The organism is Streptomyces sp. NPDC102514 (assembly GCF_055584525.1).
Map to the genome: position 1 here is coordinate 330,813 of NZ_JBVJLW010000002.1, position 14,556 is coordinate 345,368.

General features: G+C 71.8%; 12 protein-coding genes. 10 read left to right on the top strand and 2 right to left on the bottom strand.

What is annotated here, in order from left to right; all coding sequences use genetic code 11:
- The first annotated feature begins 46 nt into the window (after nt 1–46).
- Complete coding sequence (locus tag ACZ60E_RS06480; RefSeq protein WP_469438773.1) at nt 47–1,117, top strand: ATP-dependent DNA ligase; 1,071 nt, start codon at nt 47–49, stop codon at nt 1,115–1,117.
- Between the two features lie 281 nt (nt 1,118–1,398).
- Entirely contained in the window at nt 1,399–2,364 is a 966-nt protein-coding gene (locus ACZ60E_RS06485) for a DUF3048 domain-containing protein (protein ID WP_469438774.1), read from the top strand.
- A gap of 255 nt (nt 2,365–2,619) precedes the next feature.
- Here ACZ60E_RS06485 and ACZ60E_RS06490 read toward each other — a convergent pair whose 3' ends face one another.
- Complete coding sequence (locus ACZ60E_RS06490) at nt 2,620–3,105, bottom strand: MarR family winged helix-turn-helix transcriptional regulator (protein ID WP_384808712.1); 486 nt, start codon at nt 3,103–3,105, stop codon at nt 2,620–2,622.
- A 223-nt stretch (nt 3,106–3,328) separates the two neighbouring features.
- Here ACZ60E_RS06490 and ACZ60E_RS06495 point away from each other — a divergent pair, with 223 nt between their 5' ends.
- The 7 genes from ACZ60E_RS06495 to pcaDC all read left to right on the top strand — a co-directional run bounded on the left by ACZ60E_RS06495 (nt 3,329) and on the right by pcaDC (nt 9,879).
- Nucleotides 3,329–4,111: a CoA transferase subunit A gene (locus tag ACZ60E_RS06495; protein WP_384808714.1), complete on the top strand. Its 783-nt coding sequence runs from the start codon at nt 3,329–3,331 to the stop codon at nt 4,109–4,111.
- Entirely contained in the window at nt 4,111–4,782 is a 672-nt protein-coding gene (locus ACZ60E_RS06500; protein WP_384808716.1) for a CoA transferase subunit B, read from the top strand. Before ACZ60E_RS06495 ends, ACZ60E_RS06500 begins: the two co-directional genes overlap by 1 nt.
- The gene (locus tag ACZ60E_RS06505; RefSeq protein WP_469438775.1) at nt 4,779–5,981 is read left to right on the top strand and encodes a thiolase family protein; all 1,203 of its coding nucleotides are present in this window, start codon (nt 4,779–4,781) and stop codon (nt 5,979–5,981) included. The genes ACZ60E_RS06500 and ACZ60E_RS06505 overlap by 4 nt, the downstream gene beginning before the upstream one ends.
- Before the next feature lie 13 nt (nt 5,982–5,994).
- Entirely contained in the window at nt 5,995–6,765 is a 771-nt protein-coding gene (gene pcaH, locus ACZ60E_RS06510) for a protocatechuate 3,4-dioxygenase subunit beta (RefSeq protein WP_469438776.1), read from the top strand.
- A gap of 2 nt (nt 6,766–6,767) precedes the next feature.
- Nucleotides 6,768–7,349, top strand: a complete 582-nt coding sequence (gene pcaG, locus ACZ60E_RS06515; RefSeq protein ID WP_469438777.1) for a protocatechuate 3,4-dioxygenase subunit alpha — start codon at nt 6,768–6,770, stop codon at nt 7,347–7,349.
- Between the two features lie 71 nt (nt 7,350–7,420).
- A complete protein-coding gene (gene pcaB, locus ACZ60E_RS06520; protein WP_469438778.1) occupies nt 7,421–8,731 on the top strand; it encodes a 3-carboxy-cis,cis-muconate cycloisomerase in 1,311 nt (436 codons plus the stop codon).
- Nucleotides 8,728–9,879: a bifunctional 3-oxoadipate enol-lactonase/4-carboxymuconolactone decarboxylase PcaDC gene (pcaDC, locus tag ACZ60E_RS06525; protein WP_469438779.1), complete on the top strand. Its 1,152-nt coding sequence runs from the start codon at nt 8,728–8,730 to the stop codon at nt 9,877–9,879. Before pcaB ends, pcaDC begins: the two co-directional genes overlap by 4 nt.
- 429 nt (nt 9,880–10,308) lie before the next feature.
- Here pcaDC and ACZ60E_RS06530 read toward each other — a convergent pair whose 3' ends face one another.
- Nucleotides 10,309–12,975 (bottom strand): ATP-binding protein, encoded by a 2,667-nt coding sequence (locus tag ACZ60E_RS06530; RefSeq protein WP_469438780.1) that lies wholly within the window; start codon nt 12,973–12,975, stop codon nt 10,309–10,311.
- A gap of 231 nt (nt 12,976–13,206) precedes the next feature.
- Between ACZ60E_RS06530 and ACZ60E_RS06535 the strand changes: the two genes are divergently transcribed.
- Nucleotides 13,207–14,553 (top strand): MFS transporter, encoded by a 1,347-nt coding sequence (locus ACZ60E_RS06535; protein ID WP_469438781.1) that lies wholly within the window; start codon nt 13,207–13,209, stop codon nt 14,551–14,553.
- Nucleotides 14,554–14,556 lie beyond the last annotated feature (3 nt).

Genomic DNA, 14,556 nt, shown 5'->3' on the forward strand with positions numbered 1-14,556 from the left:
AAACACACACCGGGCGATCCCTCCCATATCACCGCAGAATCGGTGTATGGATCTGCCGGTGATGCCGCCCGTGAAGCCCATGCTCGCCAAGTCCGCGGCGCGGATTCCGCCGGGCATGCACTACGAGGCGAAGTGGGACGGGTTCCGGGCGATCGTCTTTCGTGACGGGGACGAGGTCGAGATCGGCAGCCGGAACACGAAGTCGCTGGTCAGATACTTCCCCGAGCTGGTGGAGGCGTTGCGGGAGCGGTTGCCGGAGCGGTGCGTGGTGGATGGCGAGATCGTGGTCGCGCGGGGCGGACGGCTCGACTTCGACGCCCTCTCCGAGCGCATCCATCCGGCGGCCTCCCGGGTGACGACCCTCTCGGAGCGCCAGCCGGCGTCGTTCGTGGCGTTCGATCTGCTCGCGCTGGCCGACGAGTCGCTGCTGGACGTCCCGCTCTCCGACCGGCGGGCCCTGCTGGAGAGGGCCCTGTCCGGCACCACGGCCCCCGTGCACCTGGCGCCGGCGACGACGGACATCGAGGTGGCGCGGATGTGGTTCGAGCGGTACGAGGGTGCCGGGCTCGACGGAGTGGTCGCCAAACCGCTCACCCTGCGCTACGGGCAGGACGAACGCCTGATGTTCAAGATCAAGCACGAGCGCACGGCGGACGTGGTGGTGGCGGGCTACCGGCTCCACAAGAGCGGGCCCGTCGTCGGCTCACTGCTGCTGGGCCTGTACGACACCGAGGGCACGTTGCAGCACGTGGGGGTGTGTGCGGCCTTCACGATGAAGCGGCGCGAGGAGCTGATCACGGAGCTGGCCCCGCTGCTCATGGAGTCGCCCGCCGGACATCCGTGGGCGGCCTGGGCGGAGGAGTCGGCGCACGAGTCGGCGCGGCTGCCGGGCGCGCCCAGCCGCTGGACGGGGAAGAAGGACCTGTCCTGGATCCCGCTGCGGCCGGAACTGGTGTGCGAGGTGGCGTACGAGCACATGGAGAACGGCGCGCGCTTCCGGCACATGGCGCGCTTCCGCCGCTGGCGCCCGGACCGTACGCCGTTGAGCTGTACGTACGCCCAGTTGGAGGAGCCGGTCGGTTACGACCTCGCGGACATTCTGGGACCGCGGGACTGAATCGACCCGGACGTATTTCCGCCACCCAACACCCTTGCGCGGCAGCCTTGTTGGGTACGTCTCCCGCGTACGACCCCCGCCTCGCGGTACGGCACCCCGGCCGGACCGCCGTACCCTCCCGCCCGCGCCCGTGACCCGCTCGGACCAGCGCACGCCTTCGATCTTGGCTCATTGGGTACGTACTCATTGAACCTATAACCTGACAAACGACGAAACGGGGCACGGTGGCCACGGTACGCAGGAGACGAACGGGGCGGACGGGGCGTTCGAGGCGCTCGGCCATGACGACGACACTGCTGGTCACCCTGCTGGCGGGTGCCACGGCGACGGCCTGCACGAGGGGTGAGCCGCTCGACGACAAGCAGCGCGGAAACATGCCGCCCCGCACGGACAGCACACAGGGCACCAGCGCCCCGGCGAGTCCGGCGCCCCGGGCCGCCTCCCCGCTCGTCGTGAAGATCGACAACGTGCCCGGCGCCCGCCCGCAGACGGGCCTGGACTCCGCCGACGTCGTGTACGCCGAGCAGGTCGAGGGCGGTCTCAGCCGGCTGATGGCGGTGTACGCGACCCGCCTGCCGAAGGCCGTCGGACCGGTGCGCAGCGCCCGCGAGTCGGACCTGGAACTGCTGCGCCAGTTCCACAAGCCGACGCTCGCCTTCTCCGGCGCCCAGAAGAAGCTGCTGCCGCTGATCGACAGCGCGCCGCTGCAGACCGCCCTGCCGGAGGAGAAGACGAACGCGTACTACCGGGGCACGGACAAGCCGCAGCCGCACAACCTCTATCTGCGTCCCCAGCGGCTGCTGTCCGGCGCGCCCGGGGCCGACGCGCTGACGACGGGTTTCCGGTACGGTGCCGCGCCCGCGGGAGGCACCGCCGAGAGCACGCGTACGGTCCGCTTCCCCGAAGCCCGCTTCACCTTCGACTGGTCCCGGGACCAGCGGCGCTGGCTGGTGTCGATGGACGGTACGCCGACGGTGACGACCGGTGGGAAGCGGGTGGCCGCGTCCACGGTCGTCGTGCAGTACGTGAACATCCGTAAGTCCCGGTACCACGACTATCTCGGGAACGTCACGCCCTACACGGAGACGGTGGGGTCGGGCACGGCGAAGGTGCTGCGGGACGGCAAGGCGTTCGATGCGGCGTGGAAGCGGCCGCTTGCGACGGGGGGTACGGAGTTCACCACCCCGTCCGGCGCGCCGGTGAACTTCGCGGCGGGCCAGGTATGGGTGGTCTTCGCCCGAGCGTGACCCCCCACGCGCCGACCGCCTGACGCATCACCTTCGTCTGCGGGCCCGGTGGGGGCTGGCCGCGCCGTTCCCCGCGCCCCTGAATGGGGGCGCCCTTCAGTGGCACGGAGAACGGCGCGACCGGCCTGTTTTTTAGGGGCGCGGGGAACTGCGCGATCAGCCCCCACCGGACCCGCAGACGACGACCGGCCCGCCTTCAGGGGCGCGGGGAACTGCGCAATCTTTTAGGCCCGCCACGACCACCCCCGCACACCGTCACGGCGCCCGGCCGGCAACCGGTTCCCCCGCCCCACCCGGGGCAACCGGATTGCGCAACCCCTCCGCCGCGTCGGACACCCGCTGGATCAGGTCGAAGAAGAGCGCCTGCTCCTCCCCGGACAGCGGCGCGAGGAACACCTGGTTCATCCGAGCCGTCCGCACCGTCAGCTTCCGGTGCACCCGCACCCCGTCGTCCGTGAGGCGCAGCAGCGACCGCCGCCCGTCCTGAGGATCACGGACCTTGTCCAGCAGACCGCGCCGGCCGAGCCGGCTGATGACCTCGGCGATGGTGGACCGGTCGAGACCCACCCGCTCCCCCACCGTGCGCTGGTCGAGACCCGGCTCGGCGACGAGCGCGTTCAGGACCGCGAACTGGGGCGAGGTGATCTCCTCGGAGACCATCGTGTTCCACAACAGGTAGTGCGCCTGCTGCAGCCGCCGGGCCAGATGCCCGGGGTGGGTGGAGAGATCCACCGCGGCCATGAGCGCTCCTTGTGCCACGAGAGTCGGCATTCGTTGGTGCACTGAACAATAGCGGGCCGACCCTCGGCTGTCTCTTTTCCGCAGGCAGACTCTCAGCGCGCGTGCACTGGGGGGTCTTGACGGTTGACGGCCGCGATGGCAGCGTGTTCGAAACCTCGTAGAAATACTCAGTGCCCTGACTAATCGGGGCTGCGGGACGCTCGGGAGAGATGGGGCTTCGCAGATGGACAAGGTGGTCTCCACAGCCGCCGGGGCTGTGGCCGACGTACCCGACGGCGCGACACTCGCCGTCGGCGGTTTCGGCCTCAGCGGTGTGCCGAACGTGACGATCCAGGCGCTGTACGAGCGCGGTGTCACCGGCCTGGGCGTGGTGTCCAACAACTGCGGGGCTATGGAGTCCGGCCTGGCGGTCCTCCTGGCGGCGGGCCGCATCGCCCGCGTCACCGGCTCGTACATCGGGGCGAACAAGGAGTTCGCGCGGCAGTACCTGGGCGGGGAGCTGGAGGTCGAGATGATCCCGCAGGGCACCCTGGCCGAGCGGCTGCGGGCCGGCGGCGCCGGGATTCCCGCGTTCTACACTCCGGCAGGTGTCGGCACGCAGGTCGCCGACGGCGGACTGCCCTGGCGCTACGACGGCGAGGGCGGCGTCGCGCTGGCCTCCCCGCCGAAGGAGGTAAGGGACTTCGACGGCACCCCGTACGTGCTGGAGCGCGGCATCCGTACCGACTTCGCGCTGGTGCGGGCCGCCAAGGGCGACCGGCACGGGAACCTCGTCTTCAACAAGTCCTCCCGCAACTTCAACCCCCTCGCCGCGATGGCCGGGCGCGTGACGATCGCCGAGGTGGAGGAGCTGGTGGAGCCCGGCGAGATCGACCCGGACGCGGTGCATCTGCCGGGCATCTTCGTGCAGCGGGTCGTCGCGCTCACCCCGGCGCAGGCCGCGGACAAGAAGATCGAACAGCGGACGGTCTCCGCGCCCGCGGCACGAGGGACGGTGGGCGGCTGATGGCCTGGACGCGTGAACAGATGGCCGCGCGGGCCGCGCGCGAACTGCGGGACGGCCAGTACGTGAATCTCGGCATCGGGCTGCCTACGCTGATCCCCAACTACCTCCCGCCGGACGTGGAGGTGATCCTGGAGTCGGAGAACGGCATCCTGGGCACCGGCCCGTACCCGACCGAGGAGCAGGTCGACCCGGACCTGATCAACGCGGGCAAGGAGACCGTCACGGTCCTGCCCGGCGCCTCCTACTTCGACTCGGCGCTGTCGTTCGGGATGATCCGCGGCGGGCACATCGATGTCGCGGTCCTCGGCGCGATGCAGGTCTCCGCGGGCGGCGACCTGGCGAACTGGGCCGTGCCCGGCAAGATGATCACCGGAATCGGCGGGGCCATGGACCTGGTGCACGGCGCCCGGACGGTGATCGTGGTGATGACCCACACCGCCAAGGACGGGTCGCCGAAGGTCCTCGACACGTGCACGCTGCCGCTGACCGGCAAAGCCTGTGTCAATCGCGTCATCACCGACCTGGGTGTCCTGGACGTCACGGACGAGGGCCTGGTACTCGTCGAGACGGCGCCCGGTGTCACGGTCGATGAGGTCGTGGCGAAGACTGCCGCCAAGGTTCGTATCGCCGAAGAGCTCGTCGAGAAGCTCACCGAGGAGAAGCAGCCGTGAAGGACGTCTACATCGTCGACGCCGTCCGTACCCCGTTCGGCAAGTACAACGGAAGCCTCGCCGCCGTCCGCCCGGACGACCTGGCCGCCCATGCCCTGCGTGAACTCCTCGCCCGTACACCGGACCTGGACCCCGCCCGGATCGACGACGTGTACTTCGGCAACGCGAACGGCGCAGGCGAGGAGAACCGCAACGTCGCCCGCATGGCCTCTCTGCTCGCCGGTCTGCCCACGTCCGTGCCGGGCGTGAGCGTCAACCGGCTGTGCGCCTCCGGCCTTGAGGCCGTCATCCAGGCCGCCCGTGCCATCGCGCTCGGCGACGCCTCGATCGCCCTCGCCGGCGGTGTCGAGTCGATGACCCGCGCCCCCTATGTCCTGCCGAAGAGCGACCGGCCCTTCCCCGCCGGGCACACCGAGCTGTACTCCACGACGCTCGGCTGGCGCATGGTCAACCCGAGGATGGACCCGCAGTGGACCATCCCGCTCGGCGAGTCCGCCGAACTCATCGCCGACAAGCACAAGATCAGCCGTGAGCAGCAGGACGAGTTCGCCCTCGCCAGTCACCGCAAGGCTGCCGCCGCCCAGGCCGCGGGTCTGTTCGACGGCGAGATCGCGCCGGTGTCCATCCCGCAGCGCAAGGGCGACCCACTGGCCTTCGCCGCCGACGAATGTGTACGCGCCGACGCCTCCCTCGCCGCGATGGCCCGCCTCAAGCCGTCGTTCCGCCCCGACGGCGGTACGGTCACCGCGGGCAACGCCTCGCCGCTCAACGACGGGGCCGCCGCCCTGCTGCTCGTCGACGAGGAGGGGCTCGCCGCCACCGGTCGCGAACCCCTCGCCCGGGTGTCCGCGTCCGGCGTCTCCGCGCTCGACCCCGACTACTTCGGTCTCGCGCCGGTGGAGGCCGTCAACCGCGCGCTCGCCAAGGCGGGCAGGACATTTGACGACCTGTCAACTCTCGAACTCAACGAGGCCTTCGCCGCGCAGGTCCTCGGCTGTGTCGCCGAGTGGCCCGAGTTCGACCCGGCCGTCCTCAACCCGCAGGGCGGGGCCATCGCCCTGGGCCACCCCCTCGGCGCCTCCGGTGCCCGTCTCGCCGGGACCGTCGCCCACCAACTGGCCCGCAAGGGCTCGGGAGTCGGCGTCGCCACCCTCTGCATCGGCGTCGGCCAGGGCCTCGCCCTCGTACTGGAGCGTTAGGAACCCACCTCTCATGGCTCTCACCCAGTCGGACATCGACATAGAGATCAAGGACCAGCAGGACGCGTACGACAAGGCGGTCGCCGGTGGCGCCCCGGTCCTCCACCACCCGCGGCGCGACTACGCCCCGTACCGCAGCTCCCTGTTGCGTCATCCGAAGCAGCCGCTGGTCGCCGTGAGCGGGGGCGATCCGGAGATCGTCGAGCTGTCGGGGCCGGTGTTCGGCGTCACCGACATAACCGACCACGACAGCGATCTGACGATCCATCACCGGGGCGAGCCCATCGGTGAGCGGATGACCGTCTCGGGGCGGCTGCTCGACCGCGACGGCCGCCCCGTGCGCGGCCAGCTCGTCGAGATATGGCAGGCCAACGCCGCCGGCCGGTACGCCCATCTGCGCGAGCAGCACCCGGCGCCGCTCGACCCCCACTTCACCGGTGTGGGACGAACCCTGACGGACGATCAGGGCCGGTACTCGTTCACCACGATCAAGCCGGGCCCCTACCCCTGGGGCAACCACACCAACGCGTGGCGGCCCGCGCACATCCACTTCTCCGTCTTCGGGACGGCGTTCACCCAGCGGCTCGTGACCCAGATGTACTTCCCGAGCGACCCGCTGTTCCGGTACGACCCGATCCTCCAGTCGGTGACGGACAGGGCGGCCCGCGAGCGGCTGGTGGCCACCTACGACCACGACCTGTCGAAGCCCGAGTTCTCGATGGGCTACGCCTGGGACATCGTCCTCGACGGTCCGTCCGCCACCTGGATCGAGGAAGGCCGTTGAGCATGGCCGAGCGACTGCTCCCCACCCCGTCCCACACCATCGGCCCGTTCTACGGGCACGCGCTCCCCTTCCCCGACGGCGCCCGCATCGCCCCCCAGGGCCACCCGGACGCGATCAGCCTGCACGGTCACGTGTACGACGGCGCGGGCAGGCCGGTCCCCGACGCGCTGCTCGACTTCTGGCAGGCCGCGCCCGACGGCTCACTGACGGGCGCCCCGGGCTCCATGCGCCGCGATCCGTCGACCGGCGGTTTCCTCGGCCGCAACGGCGTCGACTTCACGGGGTACGGGCGGGTGCCCACGGACGCCGACGGGCACTACGCGCTCCACACCCTGCCGCCGGGCAACTCCGGGCTGCCGTACATCAGCGTGTGCGTGTTCGCGCGCGGGCTGACGCACCACCTCTTCACGCGCGCCTACCTCGCCGAAGGACCTGACCCGCTGCTCGACTCGCTGCCGGCCGAACGGCGCGCCACGCTGGTCGCGACCGAGGAGGCGAACGGGATGAAGGGTGCGAAGGGGGCGTACCGTTTCGACATCCGTCTTCAGGGCGAAGGCGAAACGGTCTTCCTGGAGTTTCAGTGACAGTGGTCGAACCTGAAGAACCCGGTCAGTCTGGGCGGCCCGTCGGGCCTGTCGCATCCGGCTGCCTCGACGTGGGACTTCTCGCGCCCGGGCGGGTCGGGTCGGCTGCCGAGGTCTCGACGGGTGACGCGGCTTTCCTGCGGGCGCTGCTCGACGCGGAGGCGGCCCTCACCCGGGCTCAGGCTTCGCTCGGCCTCGCCCCGGCCGCCGCGGCCGACGCCGTCACCGCCGCGGCCGACGCGGCGCGTTTCGACGTCCACGCGCTCGCGCTGCGCGCTCGGGCCGGCGGCAACCCGGTGATCCCGCTGGTCGCCGACCTGGGCGCGACGGTCGGCGACGAGCACTCCCCCTACGTCCACCGGGGCGCGACCAGCCAGGACATCATGGACACGGCCACGATGCTGGTCGCCGTAAGGACGCTCGACGTGGTCCTCGCCGACCTCGCCCGTACGGAGCGCGCGCTGGCCCGTCTCGCGCGCGAGCACCGGGACACGGTGATGCCGGGGCGCACCCTCACCCAGCACGCCGTCCCCACCACCTTCGGGCTGAAGGCGGCGGGGTGGCGGTCGCTGGTACTGGACGCCCGGGACCGCGTCCGGCTCGTACGGGACGGGCTGCCGGTGCAACTCGGCGGCGCGGCGGGCACGTTGGCTGCCTTCGCCGTGTACGGAGCCACGGACCCGGGTGCGCTCGTGGAGGCGTACGCCCGTGAACTGGGCCTTTTGGCGCCGGAGTTGCCGTGGCACACCCTCCGGACACCGGTCGCCGACCTCGCGGGCGCTCTCGCCTTCACCGCGGGCACCCTCGGCAAGACCGCCACGGACGTACTCACCCTCTCCCGTACGGAGATCCGCGAACTGAGCGAGGGCACGGGCGGCGGATCCTCCGCCATGCCGCACAAGGCGAATCCGGTGCGTGCCACACTCATCGCGGCGGCGGCCCGCCGGGCGCCGCAGCTCGCGGCGACGCTGTACGGGGGCATGGCGGCCGAGGACGAACGGCCCGCCGGTGCCTGGCACGCCGAGTGGGAGCCGCTGCGGGACCTGCTCCGCCTGGTGGGCGGGGCGGCCCGGGACGCGGCCGAACTGGCCGAGGGACTGCGGGTCCACGCGGACGCGATGCGCGCCCACCTGGACCTCACGCACGGGCTGATCGTCTCCGAGCGACTGTCGGCCGAACTCGCGCCCGTGCTCGGGCGCGCCCGCGCCAGGGAAGTGCTCACCCGGGTGGCTCGGCGGGCCACCGCGGAGGGTCGGCCGCTCGTGGAACTCCTCTCGGAGGAACCCGAGTTGAAGGAACTCGACCTGGTGGCGCTCACCGACCCCACCCAGTACACGGGTTCCGCGGGAGCCCTCACCGATCGTGCTCTGGAGCGACGTTGACCAGTCGGACCGACCAAGACACCTCGCCGTCGCCGGAGGGCACGTTGCTGAACCATCGCGTCGAAGGAGCCGTCTCCGCTCCCCCGCTGCTCCTCGGCCCCTCCCTCGGCACCTCGTTGGCCCTCTGGGACAAGGTCGCGCCCGAACTCTCCGTCGCCCATCGGGTGGTGCGCTGGGATCTGCCGGGGCACGGCGGTTCGTCCGCGTCGCTGATCGGTCCGGGGGCGACCGTCGGCGACCTCGCCGCGCTGGTGCTGGCGCTCGCCGACTCACTGGGCATCGACCGGTTCTCGTACGCCGGGGTCTCGCTCGGTGGTGCGGTGGGGCTGCATCTCGCGGTGCACCACCCCGAGCGGGTGGACAAGCTCGCCGTGATCTGTTCCTCGGCGCACTTCAACGGTTCGAGGCCGTGGGAGGAACGGGCCGCGCTCGTACGGGCCGAGGGGCTGGCCGGGCTGGCGGCCGGCGCGGACGCCCGCTGGTTCACACCCGGGTTCACCGTCCCCGAGCTGGTCGAGGACCATCGGACGGCCGATCCGGACGGGTACGCGGCGTGCTGTGACGCGCTGGCGGCGTTCGACCTCCGTGATCGGCTGTCCCGGATCGGTGCGCCGACACTGCTCGTCGCCGGGCGCGAGGATCCGGCGACGCCGCCCGCGCATCTGCGGGAGATCGCTGACGCGGTGCCGGGGGCCGGGCTCGTGGAAGTCCCTGGTGCGTCACATCTCGCGCCCGCGGAGCGGCCGGAGGCCGTGCTCACCGCGTTGCGCGCGCACCTCGATGGTGACGCGGGGCGGGGGATGGCGGTGCGGCGGCAGGTGCTCGGTGACGAGCACGTGGACCGGGCACAGGCGCGGCAGTCGGCGTTCACGGCGCGGTTCCAGGACTTCATCTCGCGGTACGCGTGGGGTGAGGTGTGGACCGACGAGACGCTGTCGCGGCGCGAGCGCAGCATGATCACTCTGACCGCGCTCGTCGCGCACGGGCACTACGACGAGTTGGCGATGCATGTGCGGGCGGCTCGGCGCAACGGGCTGACGCCGGAGGAGATCGGGGCGGTGTTGTTGCAGACGGCGGTGTACTGCGGGGTGCCTGCGGCGAACTCGGCGTTCGCTGTGGCCCAGCGGGTCCTCTCCGAGGAGGGTTGACCGACAGCCCCGTCAGGGGCGCGCCATGCCCGCGGGGCGGCAGCCCCGATAGGGGCGCGGGGAACTGCGCGGCCCGCCCCCACCCGGCCGCAGCCAAAAACCCGACGGGACCTGCCCCGGCGCGCCGCATACGGTCTGCGGGTACGTGGGGGCTGGCCGCGCCGTTCCCCGCGCCCCTGACGGGGGGCCCGCCATGCACGCCGGGTGCGGGTCCGCGGGGGCTGAGCGCGCCGTTCCTCGCGCCCCTTACGGGGCCCGCCGTGCCTGCGGGGCGGCAGCCCCGATAGGGGCGCGGGGAACTGCGCGGCCCGCCCCCACTCGGCCGCAGCCGAAAGCCGGACGGGACCTGCCCCGACGCGCCGCATACGGTCTGCGGGTACGTGGGGGCTGGCCGCGCCGTTCCCCGCGCCCCTTAGCCGGCCTTGCTGCTCATGGGGATGCGGTCAGGGCGTCGCGGGCTCGGGTTACCAAGCCGTCCGCTCCGCAGGATTCGGCCAGGGTCAGGGCCTTCGTGATTTCGGTGCGGGAGCGGGACGCGATGCCGTATTCGACGCGGGCCGCGGCGTGCTCGTACGCGCACGGCGACGCTTCGAGGTACGTGACCGCCTGGGCGTACAGCGCGACCGACCGCTGCCCGGTCTCCAGCGCGGCGGCGCAGCGCAGGGCCTCACCGATGGCCGTGTCGGTGCCGAAGCGCTCGGCCTGGACGCGGGCGTCCGCGGCCACCTCCGCCGCGCGGCGCGGGTCCTCGACGGCGAGGGTCCGGGCGAGGTCGCCCGCCCAGGGAGCCATCACCGTGTTGTGACCACCGCGGGCCTCGGACATCTTCTCGGCGGTCTCCAGCTCGTTCACGCCCTCCTCGACACGACCGGTGGCGATGAGCAGCCGACCCCGTATCGAGTGGGTGTCCGGCAGGACGATCGTGGACGGGTGCGGCGGCTCGAAGGAGTACCGTTCGGCGATCTCCTCGGCCTCGCCGACATGCCCGCGGGCGAGCAGCGTGTCGATGAGCATGCAGGCCGCGGACCAGTGCATGGGCAGCCCGCGGCCCACCCGGTCCGCGAGCCGCAGCGCCTCGCGCAGGGACTCGTCCGCTTCCTTGAGGCGTCCCCGCCTGCGGAGCACGTATCCGCCGAAGGCGTGGGAGAGGGCCAGATGGCCACCGCTCCAGCCGGCGGACTCGTACGACCGCCGGGCCTCCGTGAAGAGGCTCTCGGCACGGTCGAGCCGGTCCGCGTACGTGTAGGAGATGCCCAGCATCATGAGGAGCTCGAAGCTCCACTCGGTGTCGGTCCAGCCGAGGCCGGGCGCGAGGCGGCCGTTGACGAGCGAGCGGTCGCAGAGTTCGGCGACCTCTTCCGCGTTCTCCCCGCGGGTCATGGCGTCGAAGGCCCGCAGGATGAGTACGGCGCGCTCGGAGTTGTCGCGGCCGGTGAGCGGTTTGGCGAGCTGGGCCAGCCGGCGGGAGCGGCCGGGCGCGTCCTCCTCGCCGGCGTGGATGCCTTCCCACATGTAGTGCACGCCCTGCAGCCGCATCCGCGCGGGACCTGGTTCGAGCCGTTCGGCCTCCGCGTCGACGACCGCGACGGCCTCCTCCAGCTGGTCGTTGTGGACGAGCGCCGAGGACAGCCGGCAGACGGCGTCGACCCGCACCTCCGCCTCCAGGCCGTGCACCGTGAGTGCCTGGCGCAGATGGCCGATGGTGGTGGCGGGCGAGGTCAGGAGTGTGGCGCAGCCCAGTTCGTAGAGCACGCGCGCGTGGACCTCCGGGAGCGGCGGTTCCAGGAGGGCGCGCTCCAGGCACCGGCGGGCCGCGTCCGGGGCGCCGACGGCGAGGTGTTCACTGGCGGCCTCCCGCATCTGCTCGACGAGTTCGGGGTCGTCGTCCGGGTGGACCTCCAGGAGGTGGCGGGAGGCCGCGGCGGCGCCGAGGCCCGACGCGGTGACGACCGCGGCGGCCACGCCGTGCATCGCGGTGCGCAATGCGTCCGGGATCGAGCGGTAGACGGCGGTGGCGATGAGCGGATGGACGAACTCCAGCTCTCCGTCGTCCAGTTGGCCGGGGCTCCGGTCGGCTTCGGTGAGGATGCGGGCCACGCTCAGCCGTACGGCACAGCGCTCGGCGTCCTCCCGCTGCATTCCGGCCAGTTCGGCCGCGAGGTCCACGGAGATCTGTGTGCCGAGGATGGCTGCCGCCCAGGCGAACTTCGTGGCGTCGACGCCGAGCCCCTCCAGCCGGTCGACGAGTCCGCGACCGCGCGCCGCGCGGTTCAGCGCGCGCAGTTCGGCGGCCGAGTCCTCCACGGGTTCCAGTTCGCTGTCCTGGACCTTGGCGAGCAGTTCCACGCTTTCGTAGGGGTTCCCGGCGGTGACCGCCCAGACCTCGCGGCAGAACGCGGCGTCGGCGTGCGCGCCGAGCGTGGCGCGGGTGAGTCCGGCCGTGGCCTCCGGGGTGAGTGCGCGCAGACTGGGCATGGGGCGGGACAGCGCGCCGAGGGTGTCGAGGTGGCGGGCGCTCTCGCCGGTGGCGTCGCCGGGGCGGCGGGCCACCACGACGAGGACGGGCAGATCGTCGAGGCGCTCGGCGAAGGCCGCCAGCCAGTGCAGGCTCTCCTGGTCGGCCCAGTGGGCGTCGTCGACGATCAGCACCAGGGGCCATTCGCGCCGGGCGAGCCTGCGCACGGCGGCGACCAGTCCGTCGCACACACCCTGCGGGTCCGCCTGGCGTGCGCCGGGTTCGGCTATGCCCAGTGCGGGTCCGGCGATGTCGTACCAGTCGCCGAAGTACTCGCGCGCCTCGTCCGGCATCAGTGCGACGAGCGCGGGCTGGAGCAGCTGCCGGACGACGTTGAAGGGAACGGACGTGATGGTCTCGCCGCCGCGGGCCGACCACACCGTGCAGCGGCTCTCCGCGAGGGCGCGGACCTGGTTGAGCAATGCGGTCTTGCCGATGCCCGCCTCACCCGTGAACACCAGCAGGCTGCCGGCGGCGGATCCGGCGCACAGGGCGTCGACGGCCTCCGTGACCGCGGCGAGTTCCGCGTCGCGCTCCCAGAGCGGTGCCGAGGCGGCCGCACCCGGCCGTACCTCCGTCATCCCGCTACCTCCCCAGGTCGGCCCAACGACGTACAGACTTCGAGCCTAGTCCTCCGGAAGGCGCGATGGAGTCCGGTCGGAACACCTGTTGCCGTCATGGGTGACGGCCGGGGACAGGAGTCGGCGAACCTGTCGGCCGACCGGCGCGGGGGAAGGTCATTGACTGTCAGCGACCGCAAACTGAAGCTGACTTTCAGCATCGTCGGCACGCCCCAGTGCGGGAGGAACGGTATGGATGCCCCGGCGCACGGCTCCGGCCTGCGGACCGACCGGCCGGAGCGTTCCCGAAGAGCGCTGGTCGCAGGGTCGGTCGGCAACTTCATCGAGTGGTACGAGTTCGGTGTCTACGGCTATTTCGCGACGGTCGTCGCGGCCCGGTTCTTCACCCCGGAGGGCGGTTCGGAGGCCGAGGCCCTGGTCAGGACTTATGCGTCGTTCGCGCTCGCATTCTTCTTCCGGCCCGTCGGCGCGGCGCTCTTCGGCCGCCTGGGCGACCGCGTCGGCCGCCGGCCCGTGCTGATCCTGGTCGTCGTCCTCATGACGGCCGCCACGACCTTGATCGGCGTGCTGCCCACGTACGCCACGGTGGGTGCCCTCGCCCCCTGGCTGCTCACCCTCCTCCGGGTGGTCCAAGGGCTGTCCGCGGGTGGGGAGTTCGGCGGGGCCGTGTCGGTGATGACGGAGTTCGCGCCGCCGGGCGGACGGGGGCTGTACGGGGCGTGGCAGTCGTTCACGGTGGCGCTGGGACTGCTGGGCGGGGCGGGGGCCGCGGCGCTCCTCGCGACCCTGCTCACCGGGGCACAGCTGAACTCCTGGGGCTGGCGGCTGCCGTTCCTGCTGACACTGCCGATGGGGCTGGGGGCGCTGTGGCTGCGCCTGCGCCTCGACGAGACACCCTCTTTTCAGGCCGTCCAGGCACACCAAGCCCTGATGGCACCCCCGGCGCGTGAGGTGGCGAAGGCGATCGCGCTGGGCGCCGGGCGTGTCATGGGCTGGGCAGCCGCCGGTTACACCTTCCTCGTCGTGCTCCCCTCCTATCTGCAGAGCTCACTGAACGCCACCTTCCAGCAGGCGCTGGTCGCCACGGTCCTGGCCAACCTCGGCTTCGCGGCGACGATCCTCCCGGCGGGACTGCTGAGCGACCGGATCGGCCGGCGGCCGGTGATGCTCACGGGCGCGCTGCTGGTCACCGTGCTGGCGGTCCCGCTGCTCAACCTCCTCCAGGACGGCGGCACTTCGAGCGCGCTCAAGGGTGCCGCCGTGTTCGTCGCGGGGGCGATCGTGGGTCTGATGGCGGGCCCCGGCCCGGCGATGCTCTCGGAGATGTTCCCGACGAGCGTGCGGTACACGGGCCTGGGACTCGCCTACGCCCTGTCCAATGCCGTCTTCTCCGGGTGTGCGGGGCTCATCATCACGGAGACGATCGAGCGGACGGGCAGCGTGGACATCCCGGCGTACTACGCGGCGGCCACCTGTGCGGTGAGCGCACTGGCCCTTCTGACACTCCGTGAGTCGAGGACAGGCGCCGGGGCCGAGCACGTACGGGAACAGAAGAAGCAGGCGGAGAAGGGAAGTTGAGCA